The following is a 21,535-nucleotide window of genomic DNA, read 5'->3' as shown; positions in this document are numbered from 1 at the left end:
GGGCCCTTCCGGCGTTTCCGACTCTATCAGATCCTTTCGGCGTCTGATTCCCGGTCAGCGGGAGTTGTCTTTCCGGCTGTTGGGCCGTTCCGACGAGTGAGACTTTAGCGGATTCCCCGGCCCCGAAGCGAATCGGGGCCCTCGTCCGAACTTCGAACGTGGATTCCTCATTCCGCAAATACGAACGTAAAGCAGAACGGCGCGACGAATCGCAGCCGTCAGGCTCAGTGGTTCTTGCGGAATCGCTGTCCGGGGCCGACCGGAGTCGGTGCTCACGTCGGACAACTCGGAGAACACTACGGACCGGTCAATCCCGTGTCAACCCTCGGCCTGAGGCGTACGCTCTCCCTATGACTACGCGTGCGCACACCACCCAGTGGTGGGCCGCCTGACGGCGGCCCGTACTGACGCATGCACACGGCCGCCGCCTCGGCGGCCGTTCGCGTATCCCCCTCCGGGAGCCGGGCCGTCGGGCCGGCGCAGGACGGAGAGGAAGCGGAACGCGATGACGAGGATCTTCAGCGGGGTCAAGCCGACCGGGCATCTGACGCTGGGCAACTACCTCGGGGCCGTACGACGGTGGGCCGAGGTGGACCAGCACCGGGGCGAGGCGCTGTTCAGCGTGGTGGATCTGCACGCGCTGACCGTGGAGCACGATCCCGCGCGGGTACGCAGGCTGAGCCGGCAGGCGGCGACGCTGCTGCTGGCGTCGGGGCTGGATCCGGAACTCTGCGTGTTGTTCGTGCAGAGCCACGTGGACGAGCACGCCCGGCTGTCGTACCTCCTGGAGTGCACGGCCACCGACGGCGAGCTGCGGCGGATGATCCAGTACAAGGAGAAGAGCGTGCGGGCGCGGGAGTCCGGGCAGAGCGTGCGGCTGTCGCTCCTCACCTATCCCGTGCTGATGGCCGCGGACATCCTGGCCTACGGGGCCGACGAGGTGCCGGTGGGCGAGGACCAGACACAGCACGTGGAGCTGACGCGGGATCTCGCGGTGCGCTTCAACCAGCGGTACGGGCACACGTTCACCGTGCCGAGGGCGACCCGGCCGGCGGTGGCCGCCCGGGTGATGGACCTCCAGGACCCCGGTTCGAAGATGGGGAAGTCGCACGAGAACGGGGCCGGGATCGTCTATCTGCTGGACGACGCGGACACCGTGCGGCGGAAGGTCGTGCGGGCCGTGACGGACAGCGGGCGGGAGGTCGTCTACGACCGGGACGTCAAGCCGGGTCTCGCAAATCTGCTCGATCTGATGGCGGCGGCGACGGGTGGGAACCCGGAGGAGCTGGCCGGTGTATACGAGTCGTACGGAGCATTGAAGAAGGACACGGCGGACGCCGTCGTCGAACTGCTCCGGCCGGTGCGGGAGCGGCATGCCGAGCTCGCGGCGGATCCGGGGTACGTGGACGCGGTCCTGCGGAAGGGGGCGGAGCGGGCCCGGGGGATGGCCCGGCCACTGGTGGACCGGGCCTACCGGGCGATCGGGCTGCTGCCCGCCGCGTGACGGTCAGCCGTTGCCGGAGGCGAGCTCGCGGCTGCGGTCGCGGGCCGCCTCCAGGGCGGCGATGAGGGCGGCGCGGACCCCGTGGTTCTCCAGCTCCCGGATGGCGCTGATGGTGGTGCCGGCGGGAGAGGTCACGGCCTCGCGGAGCTTCACGGGGTGCTCGCCGCTGTCGCGGAGCATCACGGCGGCACCGATGGCGGCCTGGACGATGAGGTCGTGGGCCTGGGCGCGGGGCAGGCCGAGGAGGATGCCGGCGTCCGTCATGGCCTCGACGAGGAAGTAGAAGTACGCGGGGCCGGAGCCGGAGAGGGCGGTGGCCGCGTCCTGCTGGGACTCGGGGACGCGGAGGGTCTTGCCGACGCCGCCGAAGATCTCCTCGGTGTGGGCGAGGTGCTCGGAGGTGGCGTGGCCGCCGCCGGAGATCACGGACATGCCCTCGTCGACGAGGACGGGGGTGTTGGGCATGACGCGGACGACGGGGGTGCCCGGGGTGAGGCGCTCCTCGATGAAGGAGGTGGGGATGCCGGCCGCCGCGCTGATCACCAGGCGGTCGGGGGCGACGTGGGGGGCGAGCTCGTCGAGGAGGCGGCCCATGTCCTGGGGCTTGACCGCCAGGATCAGGGTGTCGGCGCGCTTGGCGGCCTCGGCGTTGGTGACGGTCTCGACGCCGTAGCGGTCGCGGAGCTCGGTGGCGCGTTCGGCGCGGCGGGTGGTGACGAGGAGGTGCGCGGGGCGCCAGCCGGCTCGGATCATGCCGCTGAGGAGGGCTTCACCGATCTTGCCTGTGCCGAGGACTGCGACGGTCTGGGTCATGGCTCTGTTCACCTCGCCGGAGGGGGGTACGTGCCGTCATCCTCGCACCGGCGGGCCGGCGGGTGCGCGGGGTGTCCGAGGGCCGGTCACGCGGTGCGACGGCGGAGGGTGGCCGCGCCCAGGGCGAGGACGAGGACGGCGCAGCCCGCCACGACGAGGACGTCGCGGACGAAGGCGCTGGTGACGTCGGGGTTGTGGAGGACCTCGTTCATGCCGTCGACGGCGTAGGACATGGGGAGGACGTTCGAGATCGCTTCGAGGGCGGGGGCCATCTTGTCGCGCGGAGTGAAGAGGCCGCAGAGGAGGAGCTGGGGGAAGATCACGGCCGGCATGAACTGGACGGCCTGGAACTCGGAGGCGGCGAAGGCGGAGACGAAGAGGCCGAGGGCAGTGCCCAGGAGGGCGTCGAGGAGGGCGACCAGGAGGAGGAGCCAGGGCGAGCCGACGACGTCGAGGCCGAGAAGTCCGACGGCGAGGCCGGTGGCGAGGACGGACTGGACGACGGCGACGAGGCCGAAGGCGAGGGCGTAACCGGCGATGAGGTCGGCCTTGCCGAGGGGCATGGCGAGGAGGCGTTCGAGGGTGCCGGAGGTGCGTTCGCGCAGGGTGGCGATGGAGGTCACCAGGAACATGGTGATGAGGGGGAAGATGCCGAGCAGCGAGGCGCCGATGGTGTCGAAGGTGCCGGGGCTGCCGTCGAAGACGTAGCGGAGCAGGAAGAGCATCGCGCAGGGGACGAGGAGCATCAGCGCGATGGAGCGGGGGTCGTGGCGGAGCTGGCGCAGGACGCGGGCGGCGGTGGCGAGGGTGCGTGCGGTGGTCATGGGCGATTCTCCTCGTGGACGGCGCGGGTCGCGGCGGCGGCGACCAGGTGGAGGAAGGCCGCTTCGACGGTGGGGGTGCCGCTCTGCCGGCGGAGGGTGTCGGGGGTGCCTTCGGCGAGGATCCGGCCTTCGCGCATGAGCAGGAGCCGGTGGCAGCGCTCGGCCTCGTCCATGACGTGGGAGGAGACGAGGAGGGTGGTGCCCCGGTCGGCGGCGAGACGGTGGAAGAGGTCCCACAGGTCGCGGCGGAGGACGGGGTCGAGGCCGACGGTGGGTTCGTCGAGGACGAGCAGGTCGGGGGTGCCGAGGAGGGCGACGGCGAGGGAGACGCGGCTGCGCTGGCCGCCGGAGAGGCGTCCGGCGAGGGCGTCGGCGTGGTCGGTGAGGTCGACGTCGGTGAGGGCCCGGTCGACGGCGGTGCGGCGGGCGGGGCGGTGGGCGCGGCCGGGGAGGAGGACCGCGGCGAAGTGGTCGAGGTTCTGCCGGACTGTGAGGTCGTCGTAGACGGAGGGGGCCTGGGTGACGTAGCCGATCCGGGGGCGGAGGTGGGGGTGGCCCGCGGGGCTGCCGAGGACGGTGAGGGTGCCGGTGACCTTGGCCTGGGTGCCGACGACGGCGCGCATAAGGGTGGTCTTGCCGCAGCCGGAGGGGCCGAGGAGGCCGGTGACGCGGCCTGCGGGAACGGTGAAGCCGAGCTCGCGCAGGACGGTGCGGTCGCCGCGCACGGCGGTGAGGGCGCGGGCGGTGATCGCGGGGGCCGGGTCGGGGGGTTCCGGTTCGACGGGTCGGGCGGGTTCGGCGGGTTCGACAGGTTCGGCAGGTCGGGCGGGTTCGGTGGGTTCGGCGGGCTGCTCGGAGTCGTAATTCATCATGTGATGAATAGTGGGGAGGGAGGAGCCCCCGCGTCAAGGACCGCGGGGGCTTCGGGGCGAGGTGGGCCGGTGCCGGGCTCCGGGCCCGGGCTCAGGACCGCTTGGGCTTCTTGCGGGCGGCCGGGTTGCCGGTGCGGGCGCCGCGCCGCTTCTCGTGGCGGGTGCGGGCGGTCTCGTACTCGGCGCGACGGAGCTTCTCCCCGGGGGCCTCCATGAGACAGCGAAGGGCGTAGGCGAGGAGGACGCCGATGAAGCCGATGGCCTTGAGGCTCTTGAGGGAGTCCTCGCGGGCCTGGTCGGCGGGGCGGCGGCCGAAGCCCTCCCAGGTCTTGGTGAAGGCGATGGCCGAGCAGATCGCGAACATCAGGATGACCAGGGTGTTCACGATGCCGCCGACGTCCGCGACCTGGAGCCCCTGGTACGCGAAGCGCAGGACGAAGGCGCCGGCGACCGCCGCGGCGAGCGCGCCGACGGCGAGGCCGGCGCGCCGCGGTCCGTAGTGCGCGCTGTGATCGACCCAGGTCGTCCCGAAGAAACGGATCTCCTCGGGCTGGGGTCCGCTCGTGCCGGTTCCGGGGGTCTGCTTGTCCTCGCTCACGAGGTCGATTATCCCCGGTGCGGCGCTCCGGGCGTCGAGGCGAAGGTCCTCAGGCGCAGCGCGGCGCGACGTAGCTGTCGCTGCCGGTCCTGACGTACGCGTCGGAGACGTACTGCCCCGGTGCGATGCTGTCCCAGATGCGGGTGGTGCCGTACGGTCCGGAGACCCACTCGCCCGGCTTCTGGCAGTGGATCGGGACGGTCACGCCCTCGGAGAGCACCCGGACCACCGGGTACTGCGTGCTCGGACCGGAGCGGACGTTGACCCGGTAGCCCGGTGCGACCGGGTAGTACTTCACCGCCATGATGTTCTCCCCCTGGCTTCACTCTCTGTGCGACGCGCGCAGGCTAGCAAGCTCCTCCGACATCACGGGGCGCATCGACTAGGCTCCGTCGCGTCGCGCACGCGCGCGTGGACGGACGCGGAACCACACGGGGGTGGGAGATGCCGCCGTTGAGCAGCACCGACGCCGACAGGGGCGCCGAGGGGCCCGAGTACGCGGGGGAGTACCGGCTCCAGGCGGTGCTCGGCGCGGGCGGCATGGGCGTCGTCCACCTGGCCTCCTCGCCCTCGGGGCTGCGGCTCGCCGTCAAGGTGGTCCACGCGCGCTACGCGGAGGACCCCGACTTCCGGGCCCGGTTCCGGCAGGAGGTGGCCGCCGCCCGCCGGGTCAGTGGCGCCTTCACCGCCCCCGTCGTGGACGCCGACCCGGACGCCGAGCGCCCCTGGATGGCCACCCTCTACGTGCCCGGTCCCACCCTCGCCGACCAGGTCCGCCAGCGCGGCCCCCTCTCCCCCGCCGAGCTGCGCCGGCTGACCGCGGGGCTCGCCGAGGCGCTGCGCGACATCCACCGCGCCGGGGTGGTGCACCGGGACCTCAAGCCGAGCAACGTGCTCCTCACCGACTCCGGCCCCAAGGTCATCGACTTCGGGATCTCCCGGCCCGTCGACAGCGATCTGCGCACCGAGACCGGGAAGCTGATCGGCTCGCCGCCCTTCATGGCTCCCGAGCAGTTCCAGCGGCCGCGCGAGGTCGGGCCGTCCGCCGACGTCTTCGCGCTCGGTTCGGTCCTGGTGCACGCGGCCACCGGGCACGGCCCCTTCGACTCGGACAGTCCGTACGTCGTGGCCTATCAGGTCGTCCACGACGAGCCGGACCTCGCCGGGGTGCCCGCCGAGCTCGCGCCGCTGGTGGCGCGCTGCCTCGCGAAGGAGCCGGCCGACCGGCCCACTCCCGCCGAGATCATGGCGGCGCTGCTGCCGCCCTCGTACGAGGCCGAGGCGTTCATACCGTCCCAGCGGCGGCGGCCTGTGCTGCCCGCGGACCCGTTCTCTCCGGACGGGCGTACCGGCGACTCCGCCGGAGCACGTACCGACGGCCTCGGCACCGGTGACACCACCACCCGGGCCGCCGTGGCCGCGCCGCCCGCGCGCCGCCGGCGCCACCGGCTCGCGCCGCGCCTGACGGTGTCCGCCGCGGTCGTGCTCGTCCTCGCCGGCGCCGGGGTGTACGCGGCGCTGCGCCCGCCGACCCGGCCCGTGGCCGAGGAGCCCGCCCACCCCGCCGAGGTGGCGACCGCGTTCGACGGCTGGCACACCCCGCTCCAGGAGTACGGCGCCTCCGCCGCGCCCGCCTGCGTCCACGAGGCGGGCTCCCTCTACTGCGCGGCCCGTGGCGTGGCACTCGCCCGCCTCGACCCGCGGACCGGCGAGGTCCTGTGGAAGCGGACCGGCCCGGTCGCCCCGGAGCCGCCGGATCCGCCGGTGCCGCTCGCCGGCGGAACCGCCGCGCTGGTCGGCGCCGCCCCGAAGACCGGCCCCCTGCGCGCGTACGGCACCGCGGACGGCACCCCCGGTTGGGCCGCGGACCCGGACGTCCCCGAGACGTACCGTCCGGCGGGCCCGGTGGTCGTGCTCTCCGACGGGCGCGGCGCGCTGCGGGCCGTCGACGCGCGGACGGGCGCCGAGCGGTGGGCGCACCGCCTGGCCGGGTTCGACGCGCCGGTCCTCGGGACGTACGACGCCCCGACCGGGCTGCTCACGGTCTCTGAGACGGCGGCGGACGGGCGGAGCAGCCGGATCGCGGCCGTGCTGCCGGCGACGGGCGAGATCGTGTGGAGCCGGGAGGTGACCGGGGACGCCGCCCCGGTGGGGCGCACCGGCGACGGGACGCTGGTCCTGGCCTCGCGCTATGAGGGCTCCCTGGTCGACGCGCTGGTGCTGCTCGCGCCGGGCGACCCGGACGATCCGGGGAGCGGGCCGGACACCGGGTCGGAGCGCCGGGTCGGGACGCAGGAGCGGATCCAGCTCAGCGGTGTCGCCGTGCGGGGCTCGGTCGTGTACCTGCTCTCCCTGGACGGGCGGCTGCTGGCCCTGGACACGGCGGTCGAGAAGGGCAGCCGGCTGTGGGAGCTGGAGACGGGGGCCTCGAACGTCTCCGAGCCGATCCTGGGACCGGACGACCGGCTCTACCTCTCCGCGGCGGACGGGCGGCTGTTCGCCGTGGACACCGCGCGCGGGGCGGTCGTCGGGCAGACCCGGCCCCGGCTGCGGAACGGGCGACTCGGGTACGCGACGCAGGTGCCGGCGCCGCTGGTCGCCGGGGACCGGGTGTTCGGCACGGCCCCGGACGGCTCGGTCTTCGCGGTGGACGCGCGCGTGGCGGAGAGCTGGTGACCGGCCGCCGGTAGGCCGCCGGTGGTTCCGCCGGTGCTTCGGATCCGTGGATCCGTGGAGGGCGTGGATCCGTGGAGGGCGTGGATCCGTGGAGGGCGTGGATCCGTGGAGGGCGTGTGCGCGCGTGGGGAGCGGATCCTTCGATCCGCTCCCCACGCGCGCGTGTACGGCCCGGTGTCAGCCGAGCTTCGACACGTCGCGGACCGCGCCCTTGTCGGCGCTGGTCGCCATCGCCGCGTAGGCCCGCAGGGCGGCCGACACCTTGCGGACGCGGTTCTTCGGCGCGTAGACACCGCCGAGCGCCTCGCGGCGGGCTGCGAGGGTCTCGTCGTCGACGAGGAGATCGATCGAACGGCCCGGGATGTCGATACGGATCCGGTCGCCGTCCTCGACGAGGGCGATGGTGCCGCCCGAGGCCGCCTCCGGGGAGGCGTGGCCGATGGAGAGGCCGGAGGTGCCGCCGGAGAAGCGGCCGTCGGTCACCAGGGCGCAGGTCTTGCCCAGGCCCCGCCCCTTCAGGAAGGAGGTGGGGTAGAGCATCTCCTGCATGCCCGGGCCGCCCTTGGGGCCCTCGTACCGGATGACGACCACGTCGCCGTCCTTGACCTGCTTGTTCAGGATCTTCTCGACGGCCTCCTCCTGCGACTCGCAGACGACGGCCGGGCCCTCGAAGGTCCAGATCGACTCGTCGACGCCGGCGGTCTTCACGACGCAGCCGTCGACGGCGATGTTGCCGCGCAGGACGGCGAGGCCGCCGTCCTTGGAGTAGGCGTGGGCCGCGTCGCGGATGCAGCCGCCGGCCGCGTCCAGGTCGAGGGTCTCCCAGCGCTCGGACTGCGAGAAGGCCTCCGCGGAGCGGACGCAGCCGGGAGCCGCGTGGAACAGCTCGACGGCCTCGTCGGTGGGCGAGCCGCCGCGCACGTCCCAGGCCTCCAGCCACTCCTTGACGGAGCGGGAGTGGACCGCGTGGACGTCCTCGTTGAGCAGCCCGGCGCGGTACAGCTCGCCGAGGATGGCGGGGATGCCGCCGGCCCGGTGCACGTCCTCCATGTAGTAGGTACCGCGCGGAGCGACGTTCGGTGCGACCTTGGCCAGGCAGGGGACGCGGCGGGAGACCTCGTCCATGTCGGACAGGCCGTAGTCGAGCTCGGCCTCCTGGGCGGCGGCGAGCAGGTGCAGGATCGTGTTGGTCGAGCCGCCCATGGCGATGTCCAGCGCCATGGCGTTCTCGAAGGCCGCGCGGGTGGCGATGGAGCGCGGCAGGACGGAGGCGTCGTCCTCGTCGTAGTAGCGGCGGGTGATCTCGACGACCGTGCGGGCCGCGTTCTCGTAGAGGGCGCGGCGGCCGGTGTGGGTGGCGAGCATCGAGCCGTTGCCGGGGAGGGAGAGGCCGATGGCCTCGGTCAGACAGTTCATCGAGTTGGCGGTGAACATGCCGGAACACGAGCCGCAGGTGGGACAGGCGTTCTCCTCGATGCGGAGGATGTCCTCGTCCGAGATGTTGTCGTTCACGGCGTCGGAGATCGCGTCGACCAGGTCGAGGGTGCGGACGGTGCCGTCGACGAGCGTGGCGCGGCCGGACTCCATGGGGCCGCCGGAGACGAAGACCGTCGGGATGTTGAGGCGCAGCGCGGCGTTCAGCATGCCGGGGGTGATCTTGTCGCAGTTGGAGATGCAGATCAGGGCGTCGGCGCAGTGGGCCTCGACCATGTACTCCACGCTGTCCGCGATCAGGTCCCGGGAGGGCAGGCTGTAGAGCATGCCGCCGTGGCCCATGGCGATGCCGTCGTCGACGGCGATCGTGTTGAACTCGCGGGCGATGCCGCCGGCGGCGGTGATGGCCTCGGAGACGATCCGGCCGACCGGCTGGAGGTGGGTGTGGCCGGGGACGAACTCGGTGAACGAGTTCGCCACGGCAATGATCGGCTTCCGCCCGATGTCCGCGCCCGGTACACCGGAGGCGCGCATAAGGGCGCGGGCGCCCGCCATGTTGCGGCCGTGGGTGACTGTGCGGGACCTCAGCTCGGGCATCGTCGCTCGCTCCTCGTGATGGGTGTGCTTGCTTCGAGCGTACGCCGACGCTCCAAGATCTGGACAGCCCGTCCGGAATGCGGGACCGATGTTCAGGGATCGGTCAGGGATCGGGCTCGGGGCGGGTCGGGGATCGGTCAGGGATCGGGCTCGGAGCGGGTCGGGGATCCGTCCGGGGCCGGTGGGACGGGTGGGGCGGTGAGAGGGGTGGGGCGGTGGGGGCGATCGGATACGGCGCTCGGGGGTACGGGATACGGGGACGCGTCAGGCTTCGGTCAGGTAGCGCTGGAGGGTCGGGGCCACCTCGGCCACGATCCGCTCCGGGTCCGCCGAGGCCAGCGGCTCGACCTGGATGACGTACCGCAGGATCACGATCCCGATCATCTGCGAGGCCGCCAGCTCGGCCCGGAACTTGGGGTCCGGTACGGCCAGGTCGGCGGCGACCCGCTCCAGGAGCCGGCGCAGCACGAAACTCCGCAGGACCTTCGCCGCCGCCTCGTGGGTGACGGCCGAGCGGATCACGGCGAGCAGCGGGGCGCGGGTCGCCGGGTTCTCCCAGATCCCGATGAAGAAGCGGGCCAGCCGCTCGCCGACCTCCTCCCGAGGGCCGTCGATGATGGCCGGGACGACGAGCGCGGGCTCGAAGGAGACCTCGATCGCCGCGGCGAAGACCTCGTCCTTGGTACCGAAGTAGTGGTGCACCAGCGCCGGGTCGACCCCGGCCGCCTTGGCGATGCCGCGGACCGAGGTCTTGTCGTAGCCGCGCTCGGCGAACTGCGCCCGGGCCGCCGCCAGGATGCGCTCGCGGGCGCCGGGGCCGCTGTCGTCGGCGGACGCGCGCGCGGGCCGGCCGCGGCGCCGGGGGGACGGCTCGCTCACGCGCGCGTGCCCCGGGTCGCCGAGGCGAGGTGGAGCCGGGTGAAGGCGAGCGCCTCGGCAAGATCGGCCTCCCGTTCGGCGGCGGACATCGCACGCCGGGTGTTGACCTCGATGACGACGTGCCCGTCGAAGCCGGTCACGGCCAGCCTCTCCAGGATCTCGGCGCAGGGCTGGGTGCCGCGGCCCGGCACCAGGTGCTCGTCCTTGGCGGAGCCGCGCCCGTCGGCGAGGTGGAGATGGCCGAGCCGGTCGCCCATGCGGTCGATCATCGCGAGGGTGTCGGTGCGGGCGGTCGCCGTGTGCGAGAGGTCGAGGGTGAAGTGCCGGTAGTCGTCCTTGGTGACGTCCCACTCGGGCGCGTACGCGAGCATCTCGCGGTCCTTGTACCGCCACGGGTACATGTTCTCGACAGCGAAGCGGACGTCGGTCTCGTCGGCCATCCGCCAGATGCCGGTCACGAAGTCGCGGGCGTACTGGCGCTGCCAGCGGAACGGCGGGTGGACCACGACCGTGGACGCGCCGAGCTTCTCCGCGGCCGCCTGGGCGCGCTGGAGCTTGACCCAGGGGTCGGTGGACCAGACGCGCTGGGTGATGAGGAGGCAGGGGGCGTGGACGGCGAGGATCGGCACCTGGTGGTGGTCGGAGAGCCTGCGCAGGGCCTCGATGTCCTGGCTGACCGGGTCGGTCCACACCATGACCTCGACGCCGTCGTACCCGAGGCGCGCGGCGACCTCGAAGGCCGTCGCCGTCGACTCCGGATAGACCGAGGCCGTCGACAGGGCGACCTTCGCATCCGGGATGCGCACCGCTGGTTCTGCCACGAAAGACAGGGTACGGGGCGCACCTGGGCGCGGGAGCGTGGTTCCGGTCACCCTCCGCACGCCTCCGGCGCGGGGCTCGTGCGCGTCCCGCGCCGGACTCCGCCGGCCGCGCGGCGGGACTCGTACGCCTCCGGCACAGCTGTCACGGCGGTGCTCGTACGCCTCCGGCACGGGGGTTCTCCGGCCGGGGGCGGAGCTCGTACGGCTCCTGCCCATGGCTCGTACGGCTCTGGCGCTTGGCTCGTACGGCCCCGGCTCGGGGCTCGCTGCGGGGCTCGTACGCGCCCAGGTTCGGCGTTCTCGGCCGCCACGCGGGCGCGTGGGGCGGTCACAGGCCCGCCAGCACCTCGGGGAGGTGGTCGAGGCGGCGCAGGATGACGCCCTCGCGCAGAGCCCAGGGGCAGATCTCCAGCTCCTCCACGCCGAGCAGGTCCATCGCGCCCTCCGCGACCAGGGCGCCGGCCAGCAGCTGGGCGGCGCGGCCCTCGGAGACGCCGGGCAGGGCCGCGCGCTCGCCGCCGGTCATCGCGGACAGCCTCGGCACCCACTCCTCCAGCGCGGCGCGGGTCAGCAGCCGCTCCACATACAGGCCCTCGCCGGAGCCGGGCGCGCCGGCGATCCGGGCGAGCTGCTTGAAGGTCTTGGAGGTGGCGACGACGTGATCGGGCTTGCCGAAGCGGCTGAACTCGCCGACCGTCCGGGCGATCTGGGCACGCACGTGGCGGCGCAGCGCCTTGACGTCCTCGGTGTCGGGCGGGTCGCCGGGCAGCCAGCCGGCGGTGAGCCGGCCCGCACCGAGCGGGAGGGAGACGGCCGTGTCGGGGTCCTCGTCGATGCCGTAGGCGACCTCCAGGGAGCCGCCGCCGATGTCGAGGAGGAGGAGCTTGCCGGCGGACCAGCCGAACCAGCGGCGGGCGGCGAGGAAGGTGAGGCGGGCCTCCTCCTCGCCGGTGAGGACCTGGAGGTCCACCCCGGTCTCGCCCTTGACCCGGGCGAGGACCTCGTCGGCGTTGGTGGCCTCGCGGACGGCGGAGGTCGCGAACGGCAGGACCTCCTCGCACCCCTTGTCCTCCGCCGCGTGGAGCGCGTCCCGGACGGTCCCGATGAGCCGCTCGACGCCACTGGGCGCGATGGCGCCGCGCGGATCGAGGAGTTCGGCGAGCCGCAGCTCCGCCTTGTGGGAATGGGCCGGCAGCGGGCGGGCGCCCGGGTGGGCGTCCACCACGAGCAGGTGCACAGTGTTCGAACCGACGTCGAGGACTCCGAGTCTCATGGCGGAAACGCTACTGCGCCCGCCCGCATACGCTTGGCGTTGTGCCAAAGACGAAAAAGGCGAAGCCGGGCAAAGACAGTGCCGCCGCCGGCGAGGGTGCCGTGCGCGAGGAGGCCGCGATCGACGCGCGGGACGTTCGCGACGTGAAGTACGCCCACCACGTGGAGGGCGCGAAGCCGCCCGTCAAGGGTGTGACGAGGCAGCGCAAGGGCGCGGAGCCGGACGAGCAGGGACTCGACTTCCCGCGCGCGTGGGTGGAGTTCGCGGATCCGTCCGACGAGGAGCAGGTCTTCCGCTGCGACCTGACCTGGCTGACCTCGCGCTGGACCTGTGTCTTCGGCAGCGGCTGCCAGGGCATCCAGGCGGGTCGGGCGGCGGACGGCTGCTGCACGCTGGGCGCCCACTTCTCCGACGAGGACGACGAGAAGCGGGTCGCGGAGCACGTGGCGAAGCTGACGCCGGAGCTGTGGCAGTTCCACGACGTGGGCAGCGAGACGGGGTGGACGCAGGCCGACGAGGACGGCGACCGGCAGACCCGCCGCTGGAAGGGCTCGTGCATCTTCCAGAATCGGCCCGGCTTCGCGGGCGGCGCCGGCTGCTCGCTGCACATCCTGGCCCTCAAGGAGGGCCGGGAGCCGCTGGAGACCAAGCCGGACGTGTGCTGGCAGCTGCCGGTGCGCCGGACGTACGACTGGATCGACCGGCCCGACGACACGCGTGTGCTCCAGGTCTCCATCGGCGAGTACGACCGACGGGGCTGGGGCCCGGGCGGTCACGACCTGCACTGGTGGTGCACCTCGGCGACCTCGGCGCACGGCGGCGGGGAGCCGGTCTACGTCTCGTACCGGCCGGAGCTGATCGAGATGATGGGCAAGGACGCGTACGACGTACTGGTCGGCCTCTGTGAGGCGCGGCTCGCCTCGACGCTGCCGATGGTGGCTCCGCACCCGGCGGACCCGAAGCCGTAGCTCCTCCTTTCAGGAGAAGTCTCCCGAGTATTCGGGATCCGAAATCTTGGATCCGAAATCTTGGATCCGAAATCTTGGATCCAGGATCCGAAATCTTGGATCCGGGATCCGGGATTTCAGGAGGTCGGTTCCGGGGTCGGTTCGTCCGTGGTCGGCGGGGGTGTCGTCGGCTCGGTCGTCGGGGGCGGGGTCGTGGGCTCCGTGGTCGGCGGCGGCGTGGTCGGCGGATCCGTCGTCGGAGGCGGCGTCGTCGGCTCCGTGGTCGGCGGCGGCGTGGTCGGCGGATCCGTCGTCGGAGGCGGCGTCGTCGGCTCCGTGGGCTCGGTGGGCTCCGGGGGCAGGGTGGGCGGGTCGACCGGTCCGCCGGTGGGCGGCGGCGAGGTCGGCGGGGTGGTGGGGTCGATGGTGACCGGCGGGGGCGGGATCACCCGGTCGTCGATGGGGGCGACGGGCCCCTGGCCATTGATCCGCAGCTCCGCTCCGGTGGGGTCGACGCCGATCCGGGCGCTCCAGGGACCGCGCGGTTCGCGGGCGCGGTCGACGCGGACGGCGACGGTCAGGGTCTCGCCCGGGCCCAGGGTGCCGGAGGCCTGGTTCACGTACAGCCAGGGCGCGTCCGTCCACAGCGACCAGTCGACCGAGGTGCCACCCTCCCCGGTGAGGGTGATCAGGGTGACGTCGCCGAGGCAGCGCGCGGTGACGCCGATCCAGCCCGGCACCGGGTCCCCGGGCCGCGCGGGGGCGGTGGGGCCCGCGGGGCGGGCGGGGGTGACGACCTCGACGGAGACGTCGGGGGTACGGGTCCCCTGGGTGGAGCGCGAGTCGGGGGTCGTACGGGCATTGCCGGCGTTCTCGTACCGGTCGTACGCCCCGTCGTCGGATTCCGTGCCGTCACCGCGCTCTCCCGCGCTGACCCGGGAGCCGTCCCGGCCGGCCTCGGCGGCGACGGGAACGCCCCGGTAGGAGGTCCACAGGGCGAGGACCGGTGCGGCGACGACGGCCGCGACGACGGTGGTGGTGACCGCGCGGGCCCGCATCCGGTCCCGGCGGGCGACGAGGTCCTTCGGGTCGATGGGGAAGCCGGTCGGAGCGAACCGGGGGGCGCCCGCACGCGCGCGTGGGACGTGCCGCATCGCCATGTAGGCGGCGGCCCGGGGCGCCTCGACGAGCGGCAGCCGGTCCTGGACGGCACGCGGCCCGCCGCCCGGCCAGGGGGCGGTGGCGCCGACCCGCTCGGCGGTGCGCCGGCAGTCCGGGCAGTCGTCGACGTGCCGGACGAGTTCGGCGCGCAGGGCCGCCGAGAGGATCAGCTGCTGGTCACCGGTGAGGAGCCGGGCGACCGTGGGGCAGCTGCCGGTGGAGACGACGGCGAGCGCGGCCCGGGTGCGCTCGACCTCGCAGCCGGCGGTGGCGAGCAGCTCGCGGGCGGCCTGCGGGTCGAGGGCGAGGATGGCGGCGACCTGGCTCGGGCTCAGACCGTGCCGGACGGCCAGTTCGAGGGCCTCGCGCTGCTCGGGGGTGGTGCCGGCGGCCTCGGGCCAGGCGAGGGTGGCCAGCTCGGCCCTGCGGCGCTCGGCCGTCTCCTCGGAGACCGGCGGCGGCCCGGGCGGGGTGACGGCGGGGCGGCCGGTGTGCGCGCCCTGGCGTCGGCGGCGCTGCTCGCCGAGGCTGCGCAGGCAGGCCCAGCGGGCGAGCGCGTACAGCCAGGCCGTGCGGCCCTCCTCGTCGGAGGGGCAGCGGCCGTGGTGGCGCTCGGCGGCGGCGAGGACGTCGCCGAGGACGGCGGTCGCCGTGTCGTGGTCGCACAGGACCGAGAGGCAGTACGTGAACAGCCCGTCGAGGGCGGTCTCGTAGCGGGCGGGGGGACGCTGGCCGAGCGTGCGCGGTCCCTGCTGCGGGCCGCGGCGCGCCCGGTGGGCGCCCGGGGTGCGGGAGGAGTCCAGCCTGCTGCTCGTCACTGGGCGACCGTAGGCGCGCAAGGGGGCACTCTTCATACCGGATCCGCTCTTCTCAGCCTTACGGGTGAACCCATCACTCGAAAGGGGACAGGAGCGAGGTGTTCCGCTGCCGTGGCGGCGGGCTGGGGGCGGACTGTCCACAGGTCATGGGGGTCCGTCCACAGGCCGGGAGCGGTCGGCGGTCCGCTGTCGGTGGCGGCGGCTACGGTGTGGGGCATGGCTGCCCGTACGAAATCCGCCAAGGACCGTCCGTCCTACCGCTGCACCGAGTGCGGCTGGCAGACGGCCAAATGGCTCGGCCGCTGCCCCGAGTGCCAGGCGTGGGGGACGGTCGAGGAGTACGGCGCGCCCGCCGTCCGGACCACCGCCGCCGGCCGGGTCTCCACGGCCGCGCTCCCCATCGGCCAGGTCGACGTCCGGCAGGCGACCGCCCGCTCGACCGGTGTCGACGAGCTGGACCGGGTCCTCGGCGGCGGCCTGGTGCCCGGCGCGGTGGTGCTGCTCGCGGGCGAGCCCGGCGTCGGCAAGTCGACGCTGCTGCTGGACGTGGCGGCGAAGGCGGCGAGCGACGCGCACCGCACGCTGTACGTGACGGGCGAGGAGTCCGCCAGTCAGGTCCGGCTCCGCGCGGACCGGATCAACGCGCTCAGCGACCATCTGTACCTGGCCGCCGAGACCGACCTGTCGGCGGTCCTCGGCCACCTGGACGAGGTGAAGCCGTCCCTGCTGATCATGGACTCGGTGCAGACGGTCGCCTCGCCGGAGATCGACGGCGCCCCCGGCGGCATGGCGCAGGTCCGCGAGGTCGCGGGCGCGCTGATCCGGGCCTCCAAGGAGCGCGGGATGTCGACGCTCCTCGTCGGCCACGTGACGAAGGACGGGGCGATCGCCGGTCCCCGGCTCCTGGAGCATCTGGTCGACGTCGTGCTGCACTTCGAGGGCGACCGGCACGCGCGCCTGCGTCTGGTCCGGGGCGTGAAGAACCGGTACGGGGCGACGGACGAGGTGGGCTGCTTCGAGCTGCACGACGAGGGGATCACCGGGCTCGCCGACCCCTCGGGACTGTTCCTGACCCGTCGTGACGTGGCCGTGCCCGGCACGTGCCTGACGGTCACCCTGGAGGGCCGCAGGCCGCTGGTCGCCGAGGTGCAGGCGCTGACCGTGGACTCCCAGATCCCGTCCCCGCGCCGGACCACCTCCGGTCTGGAGACCTCCCGGGTCTCGATGATGCTGGCCGTCCTGGAGCAGCGGGGCCGGATCACGGCCCTGGGCAAGCGGGACATCTACAGCGCCACCGTGGGCGGCGTGAAGCTCTCCGAGCCGGCCGCCGACCTGGCCATCGCGCTGGCGCTGGCCTCCGCCGCGAGCGACACCCCGCTGCCGAAGAACCTCGTGGCGATCGGCGAGGTCGGCCTCGCGGGCGAGGTGCGGCGGGTCACCGGCGTACAGCGCCGCCTCGCGGAGGCGCACCGGCTGGGCTTCACCCACGCCCTCGTCCCCGGGGACCCGGGGAAGGTGCCGCCGGGCATGAAGGTGACGGAGGTCGCGGACATGGGGGACGCGCTGCGGGTGCTGCCGCAGAGCCGGCGCGCGGCCCGGAAGACGGAGGAGACGGCGGGCTGACGGAGGGCGGCGGACGGCCGACGGCGGGGAAGCGGAGAGCCGGGCTACGGGCGGGTGGAGAGCCGGGCGACGGGAGCCGCGGAGGGCCGACGTCGGGGACCGGACCTGCCGCACCCTGCCCGGCCGCCTGCCCGACGCCGCTCGACCACTGCCCGGGAGCTGCCCGGCGGTCTGGCCGGAGGGCCGCTCGACGGTCTGCCCGGCGGTCTGGCCGGAGGCCCGCTCGACGGTCTGCTCGACCTGCCCGGGCCGGGCGACGCGGGCCGGGCCCGATGCCCTGTCGGGGTGGTCCGGCGGGGCGCGGAGGGGTAGGCGCGCGGCCGAACGGGTAGGGCGGATCGCGACCGGGCCGCCCCGGCGGGCGCCCGTCCGGAGCGCCCCGGACCGGCGTGCGGCCCAGGGCGGCGGGGTGGTGTCGCTAGACTTTGCCCTGGTCTCGCCCATCCGTACGAGCCGGAGGAGTGCAGTGGCAGCCAAGGACGGGGCAGCAGCTCCCGGAAAGTCCGGCGCGGGCTCCGGCAACGAAGCGCTCATGCGCGCGGCCCTGAGCGCCGTCGCGCCCGGCACCGCCCTGCGCGACGGCCTGGAGCGGATCCTCCGCGGGAACACCGGTGGCCTGATCGTCCTCGGCATGGACAAGACGGTCGACTCGATGTGCACCGGCGGCTTCGTGATCGACGTCGAGTTCGCCGCGACCCGTCTGCGCGAGCTGTGCAAGCTCGACGGGGCGATCGTCCTCGACAAGGACATCACCAAGATCCACCGGGCCGGTGTGCAGCTGGTCCCGGACGCCTCCATCCCGACCGAGGAGACCGGCACCCGCCACCGCACCGCGGACCGCGTCTCCAAGCAGTGCAACTTCCCCGTCGTCTCCGTCTCGCAGTCGATGCGGCTGATCGCGCTGTACGTGAACGGCGAGCGACGGGTCCTGGAGGAGTCGGCGGCGATCCTGTCCCGGGCCAACCAGGCGCTCGCGACCCTGGAGCGGTACAAGCTCCGCCTCGACGAGGTGGCCGGCACGCTCTCGGCCCTGGAGATCGAGGACCTGGTGACCGTCCGGGACGTCACGGCGGTCGCCCAGCGCCTGGAGATGGTCCGCCGGATCGCCACCGAGATCGCGGAGTACGTGGTCGAGCTCGGCACCGACGGCCGGCTGCTCTCGCTCCAGCTCGACGAGCTGATCGCGGGCGTGGAGCCGGAGCGCGAGCTGGTGATCCGGGACTACGTGCCGGAGCCGACGGCGAAGCGTTCCCGCACGGTCGCGGAGGCGCTGACCGAGCTGGACGCGCTCACCCACACCGAGCTCCTGGAACTGCCCGTCGTCGCACGGGCCCTCGGCTACAGCGGCTCCCCCGAGACCCTCGACTCGGCGGTCTCGCCGCGCGGCTACCGGCTCCTCGCCAAGGTGCCGCGACTGCCCGGCGCGATCATCGAGCGTCTGGTGGAGCACTTCGGCGGGCTGCAGAAGCTGCTCGCGGCGAGTGTCGACGACCTCCAGACCGTGGACGGCGTCGGCGAGGCGAGGGCGCGCAGCGTCCGCGAGGGGCTGTCGCGACTGGCGGAGTCCTCGATCCTGGAGCGGTACGTCTGAGCCGGTAACGGCATCCCCGGTGCGGCCGAGGCAGCGCGCCCGAGCCGGTCAGGTCGAGGCAGCGCCTCCTGAACCGGCAGCGCCGAGGCAGTGCACCCCGAGCCGGCAGCGCCGGGGCAGAGCCTCCAGAACCGGCAGCGCGCCCCCGAGTCGGCAGGGCCGGGGCGGGGCGCCCCGAGGCCCCGAGACCCGGCCCTGGGGGCCGTCAGTCCTTGGCGAGGGCGAACGGTGCCGCGACGGCCTTCTCGCCGGGCACGGTCGCCTCGACCAGGTAGTTGCCCGGACCGGCCTCGCCCGCGGGGGCGGTGGCGCAGCGCGGGGCGCTGCGGCGCAGGTCCCACTCCACGGTGTGGGTGATCGTGGCGCGCGCGGGGACCTTCAGCAGTACCGGGTCGCCGGGGCTCGGGCAGTCGTCGGAGGCCCACAGCCGGTCGTTCTGCGCGTCGCTGATCTTCAGCACCGCGGTACGGGGGCCGAGGTCGGCCTTGCAGTCGGTGTCCGAGGTGTTCTTGGCAGCCAGGTGGAAGCGGGGCTTCTCGCCGGGCTCGTACGTGAGCTTGACGCTGCGCAGCGTCAACTCCAGCGCGCTGGAGGGGCAGTTCGGGAGCTGGGAGCCGGCCGGGAGCTGCTGGCCCGCGCCGGTGCCGGCGCCGCTGTCCCCGCCCGCGCCGTCGGTGTCGCCGTTCTTGCCCGGCGTATCGGAACCGGCCGTATCGGAGCCGTCGCCGGAGCCCGCTCCCGCGTCCGTACCGGAACCGGTGTCCGATCCCCCGCCCGATCCGGAACCGGAGCCCGGGCCGGAACCAGAACCGGAACCAGAGCCGGATCCGCCGCCCGAGCCGGACTCGCCCGCGTCGCCGGAGTCTCCCGACTCGTCGCGTCCGCCGGGCTGTTGGCTGATGGCCGGTCCGGTCCCGCCAGGTCCCGGAGTGATGGAGGGCGCGGGGGCGGAACCGTTGGCGGCGTCGTTCGCCTTCTTCCCGCCACCGTCACCGGAGGTGACGGCCCATACGGTCAGCACGGCGAGAAGTGCGATCAGACACAGCGCGATCGCCCTCCGTCGCCAGTAGATGCTGGAGGGAAGCGGCCCGACCGGATTGCGCAAAGATCCCACGCCCCGAACCTTACGAGAGATCCGGCCCAACTCCCGCCCCACCCGCCGCCCTAGAGGCCAAGTTTTGCCGATGATCACATCCTCCGGCAACGGGAACTCTCGCCGCGATGGCCGGAAAACCCCCCTCCCTCTCCCCATCCCCCACTTTCGTCAGGGGTCGGATCGTTCCTTGGCCCGGGGCACGACACCCAAAATTCCGGTTAGCGTCATGCACCATGGACAACCTCCTCGACCTCTCCGACCGTCTCTACCTCGACGTCCTCGACTTCGCGCACTCCACACCGCATTGGTTCCAGTGGCTCGCCGAGGTCTGGACCGAGCTCGGACTGCTGCTCTTCGGCGCACTGTTCCTGGCCGGGTGGTGGCGCTCGCGGACCGGATCGAGCCAGGCGATGACGCTCGCGCTCCTCGCCCCGCTCGCCACCGCCTTCGGGTACGTGGTGAGCGAGGGCCTGAAGTCGCTGATCGACGAGGAACGCCCGTGCCGAGCCGTCGCCGGGGCACCCGCCGCGCTCATCGACTGCCCCGCCTACGGCGACTGGTCCTTCCCCAGCAACCACTCCGCCATCGCCGGCGCCGCCGCCATCGCGCTCGCCCTCTCCTGGCGCGGGATCGTCTGGCTGACCGTGCCCATGGCGATCCTCATGGCCTTCTCCCGTGTCTTCGTCGGCGTCCACTACCCGCACGACGTCACCGCGGGCCTGCTTCTCGGCGGCCTCGTCGCCTTCCTCTTCATGTACGCCGCCCGCCGGCCGATGACGGCACTGGTCGAAACGGCCCGCTCCAGCAGGAGCGCGGCGGTCGTGTGGTGCGCGGGGCGGGGGCCCGCGACCCCGGCGCACGCCTCCGCGCGCCCCGAGCGCCGTTCGCGGGCACGCCACGGCGCGCGCTGATCGCTCCCCGGACGTGCCAGGATCGGGGGTGCCATGACTTCCATCGATGCCCCCGCCTCCCTGCCCGTCCCCTCCCGGTCCGTCCCCGCCGGTACGGCGTCCGTCCCCGCCGATGCGGATCCGACCGCCGTCGCACCGGCGGAACTGCACGGGCCGGTCCTCGCCTGGTTCGACCGGCACGCCCGCGACCTGCCCTGGCGCCGCCCCGAGGCAGGTGCCTGGGGCGTCATGGTCAGCGAGTTCATGCTCCAGCAGACCCCCGTCGTCCGGGTGCTCCCCGTGTACGAGCAGTGGCTGGCGCGCTGGCCGCGCCCGGCCGACCTCGCCGCCGAGCCGCCCGGTGAGGCCGTCCGCGCCTGGGGCCGGCTCGGCTACCCGCGCCGGGCCCTGCGGCTGCACGCGGCGGCCGTGGCGATAAGGGACCGGCACCGGGGCGACGTACCGAGCGACCACGGACAGCTCCTCGCCCTCCCCGGCATCGGCGAGTACACCGCGGCGGCCGTCGCCTCCTTCGCTTACGGGCAGCGGCACGCCGTCCTCGACACCAACGTGCGCCGGGTCTTCGCCCGCGCCGCCGGCGGCGTCCAGTACCCGCCGAACGCCACCACCGCCGCCGAGCGACGCCTCGCCCGCGCCCTGCTCCCCGAGGACGAGGGCACCGCGGCCCGCTGGGCCGCCGCCTCGATGGAACTCGGGGCCCTCGTCTGCACGGCGAAGAACGAGGACTGCGGGCGCTGCCCCATCTCCGACCGCTGCGCCTGGCTGAACTCCGGCAAGCCCGCCCACGACGGCCCGCCCCGCCGCGGCCAGACCTACGCCGGCACCGACCGCCAGGTCCGCGGCCGGCTCCTCGCCGTCCTCCGCGACTCCCCCGGCCCCGTACCCCAGTCCGCCCTCGACGCCGTCTGGGACGAGCCCATCCAGCGCGGCCGCGCCCTGGACGGTCTGGTCTCGGACGGGCTGGTGGAGCCGCTGGACGGCGGTCTGTACAGGCTGCCGCTGACCTGAGACCGCCGGGATCCTGGATCCAATGTCCTGGATCCAATGTCCGGGATCCAATGTCCGGGATCCAACGTCCGGGATCCGAGGTCCTGGAT

Annotated in this window: 18 protein-coding genes; 7 read left to right on the top strand and 11 right to left on the bottom strand. The window is 73.6% G+C overall.

What is annotated here, in order from left to right; translation table 11 throughout:
• Positions 1-505: 505 nt before the first annotated feature.
• Positions 506-1,504, top strand: a complete 999-nt coding sequence (gene trpS / locus ACF1BN_RS34220; protein ID WP_392335478.1) for a tryptophan--tRNA ligase — start codon at positions 506-508, stop codon at positions 1,502-1,504.
• A 3-nt stretch (positions 1,505-1,507) separates the two neighbouring features.
• Here trpS and proC read toward each other — a convergent pair whose 3' ends face one another.
• The 5 genes from proC to ACF1BN_RS34195 all read right to left on the bottom strand — a co-directional run bounded on the left by proC (position 1,508) and on the right by ACF1BN_RS34195 (position 4,915).
• Complete coding sequence (proC, locus tag ACF1BN_RS34215; protein WP_392335477.1) at positions 1,508-2,317, bottom strand: pyrroline-5-carboxylate reductase; 810 nt, start codon at positions 2,315-2,317, stop codon at positions 1,508-1,510.
• 86 nt (positions 2,318-2,403) lie between these two features.
• Complete coding sequence (locus tag ACF1BN_RS34210; RefSeq protein WP_392335476.1) at positions 2,404-3,141, bottom strand: ABC transporter permease; 738 nt, start codon at positions 3,139-3,141, stop codon at positions 2,404-2,406.
• Positions 3,138-4,013, bottom strand: a complete 876-nt coding sequence (locus ACF1BN_RS34205; protein ID WP_392335475.1) for an ABC transporter ATP-binding protein — start codon at positions 4,011-4,013, stop codon at positions 3,138-3,140. Before ACF1BN_RS34205 ends, ACF1BN_RS34210 begins: the two co-directional genes overlap by 4 nt.
• 91 nt (positions 4,014-4,104) lie before the next feature.
• Positions 4,105-4,611 (bottom strand): hypothetical protein, encoded by a 507-nt coding sequence (locus ACF1BN_RS34200; RefSeq protein ID WP_392335474.1) that lies wholly within the window; start codon positions 4,609-4,611, stop codon positions 4,105-4,107.
• A gap of 49 nt (positions 4,612-4,660) precedes the next feature.
• Entirely contained in the window at positions 4,661-4,915 is a 255-nt protein-coding gene (locus tag ACF1BN_RS34195; RefSeq protein WP_392335473.1) for an SH3 domain-containing protein, read from the bottom strand.
• 140 nt (positions 4,916-5,055) lie between these two features.
• Here ACF1BN_RS34195 and ACF1BN_RS34190 point away from each other — a divergent pair, with 140 nt between their 5' ends.
• Positions 5,056-7,287: a protein kinase gene (locus ACF1BN_RS34190; protein WP_392335472.1), complete on the top strand. Its 2,232-nt coding sequence runs from the start codon at positions 5,056-5,058 to the stop codon at positions 7,285-7,287.
• 177 nt (positions 7,288-7,464) lie between these two features.
• Here the strand turns inward: ACF1BN_RS34190 and ilvD are convergent, their stop codons facing one another.
• From ilvD to ACF1BN_RS34170, 4 genes are all read right to left on the bottom strand, one after another.
• Positions 7,465-9,318 (bottom strand): dihydroxy-acid dehydratase, encoded by a 1,854-nt coding sequence (gene ilvD, locus ACF1BN_RS34185; protein WP_392335471.1) that lies wholly within the window; start codon positions 9,316-9,318, stop codon positions 7,465-7,467.
• A gap of 264 nt (positions 9,319-9,582) precedes the next feature.
• Positions 9,583-10,197, bottom strand: coding sequence for a TetR family transcriptional regulator (locus tag ACF1BN_RS34180; RefSeq protein WP_392335470.1), 615 nt, complete (start codon positions 10,195-10,197; stop codon positions 9,583-9,585).
• Complete coding sequence (locus ACF1BN_RS34175; RefSeq protein ID WP_392335469.1) at positions 10,194-11,018, bottom strand: sugar phosphate isomerase/epimerase family protein; 825 nt, start codon at positions 11,016-11,018, stop codon at positions 10,194-10,196. Before ACF1BN_RS34175 ends, ACF1BN_RS34180 begins: the two co-directional genes overlap by 4 nt.
• A gap of 328 nt (positions 11,019-11,346) precedes the next feature.
• Positions 11,347-12,291: a Ppx/GppA family phosphatase gene (locus tag ACF1BN_RS34170; protein ID WP_392335468.1), complete on the bottom strand. Its 945-nt coding sequence runs from the start codon at positions 12,289-12,291 to the stop codon at positions 11,347-11,349.
• A 41-nt stretch (positions 12,292-12,332) separates the two neighbouring features.
• On the opposite strand from ACF1BN_RS34170, the gene ACF1BN_RS34165 reads away from it, so the two are divergent.
• The gene (locus tag ACF1BN_RS34165) at positions 12,333-13,259 is read left to right on the top strand and encodes a hypothetical protein (protein ID WP_392335467.1); all 927 of its coding nucleotides are present in this window, start codon (positions 12,333-12,335) and stop codon (positions 13,257-13,259) included.
• A gap of 116 nt (positions 13,260-13,375) precedes the next feature.
• Here ACF1BN_RS34165 and ACF1BN_RS34160 read toward each other — a convergent pair whose 3' ends face one another.
• A complete protein-coding gene (locus ACF1BN_RS34160; protein ID WP_392335466.1) occupies positions 13,376-15,217 on the bottom strand; it encodes a hypothetical protein in 1,842 nt (613 codons plus the stop codon).
• 216 nt (positions 15,218-15,433) lie between these two features.
• Between ACF1BN_RS34160 and radA the strand changes: the two genes are divergently transcribed.
• Positions 15,434-16,840 (top strand): DNA repair protein RadA, encoded by a 1,407-nt coding sequence (gene radA, locus ACF1BN_RS34155; RefSeq protein WP_392335465.1) that lies wholly within the window; start codon positions 15,434-15,436, stop codon positions 16,838-16,840.
• A 466-nt stretch (positions 16,841-17,306) separates the two neighbouring features.
• A complete protein-coding gene (gene disA / locus ACF1BN_RS34150; protein WP_376598680.1) occupies positions 17,307-18,431 on the top strand; it encodes a DNA integrity scanning diadenylate cyclase DisA in 1,125 nt (374 codons plus the stop codon).
• Between the two features lie 205 nt (positions 18,432-18,636).
• Here the strand turns inward: disA and ACF1BN_RS34145 are convergent, their stop codons facing one another.
• On the bottom strand, positions 18,637-19,545 hold the full coding sequence (locus ACF1BN_RS34145; RefSeq protein WP_392335464.1) for a hypothetical protein: 909 nt from the start codon (positions 19,543-19,545) through the stop codon (positions 18,637-18,639).
• A 215-nt stretch (positions 19,546-19,760) separates the two neighbouring features.
• On the opposite strand from ACF1BN_RS34145, the gene ACF1BN_RS34140 reads away from it, so the two are divergent.
• Together ACF1BN_RS34140 and ACF1BN_RS34135 are read left to right on the top strand one after the other, a co-directional pair.
• Positions 19,761-20,438 carry a phosphatase PAP2 family protein gene (locus ACF1BN_RS34140; protein ID WP_392335463.1) on the top strand — a complete coding sequence of 226 codons (678 nt, stop codon included), beginning with the start codon at positions 19,761-19,763 and terminating at the stop codon, positions 20,436-20,438.
• A 33-nt stretch (positions 20,439-20,471) separates the two neighbouring features.
• A complete protein-coding gene (locus ACF1BN_RS34135) occupies positions 20,472-21,446 on the top strand; it encodes an A/G-specific adenine glycosylase (RefSeq protein WP_392335462.1) in 975 nt (324 codons plus the stop codon).
• Positions 21,447-21,535: the final 89 nt, after the last annotated feature.

This window comes from Streptomyces sp. NPDC014861, assembly GCF_043081625.1.
In the GTDB taxonomy this organism is placed as follows: domain Bacteria; phylum Actinomycetota; class Actinomycetes; order Streptomycetales; family Streptomycetaceae; genus Streptomyces.
The sequence above is the reverse complement of the archived record's forward strand: the minus strand, read 5'-3'. Positions and strand labels throughout refer to the sequence as shown.

What these genes read in the sequence shown, in the direction of transcription:
- ACF1BN_RS34205 (WP_392335475.1), bottom strand. Translation starts at nt 4,013, where the DNA reads ATGATGAATTACGACTCCGAGCAGCCCGCCGAACCCACCGAACCCGCC.
- ACF1BN_RS34190 (WP_392335472.1), top strand. Translation starts at nt 5,056, where the DNA reads ATGCCGCCGTTGAGCAGCACCGACGCCGACAGGGGCGCCGAGGGGCCC.
- radA (WP_392335465.1), top strand. Translation starts at nt 15,434, where the DNA reads ATGGCTGCCCGTACGAAATCCGCCAAGGACCGTCCGTCCTACCGCTGC.
- trpS (WP_392335478.1), top strand. Translation starts at nt 506, where the DNA reads ATGACGAGGATCTTCAGCGGGGTCAAGCCGACCGGGCATCTGACGCTG.
- ilvD (WP_392335471.1), bottom strand. Translation starts at nt 9,318, where the DNA reads ATGCCCGAGCTGAGGTCCCGCACAGTCACCCACGGCCGCAACATGGCG.
- ACF1BN_RS34170 (WP_392335468.1), bottom strand. Translation starts at nt 12,291, where the DNA reads ATGAGACTCGGAGTCCTCGACGTCGGTTCGAACACTGTGCACCTGCTC.
- ACF1BN_RS34195 (WP_392335473.1), bottom strand. Translation starts at nt 4,915, where the DNA reads ATGGCGGTGAAGTACTACCCGGTCGCACCGGGCTACCGGGTCAACGTC.
- ACF1BN_RS34140 (WP_392335463.1), top strand. Translation starts at nt 19,761, where the DNA reads ATGGACAACCTCCTCGACCTCTCCGACCGTCTCTACCTCGACGTCCTC.
- proC (WP_392335477.1), bottom strand. Translation starts at nt 2,317, where the DNA reads ATGACCCAGACCGTCGCAGTCCTCGGCACAGGCAAGATCGGTGAAGCC.
- ACF1BN_RS34210 (WP_392335476.1), bottom strand. Translation starts at nt 3,141, where the DNA reads ATGACCACCGCACGCACCCTCGCCACCGCCGCCCGCGTCCTGCGCCAG.
- ACF1BN_RS34135 (WP_392335462.1), top strand. Translation starts at nt 20,472, where the DNA reads ATGACTTCCATCGATGCCCCCGCCTCCCTGCCCGTCCCCTCCCGGTCC.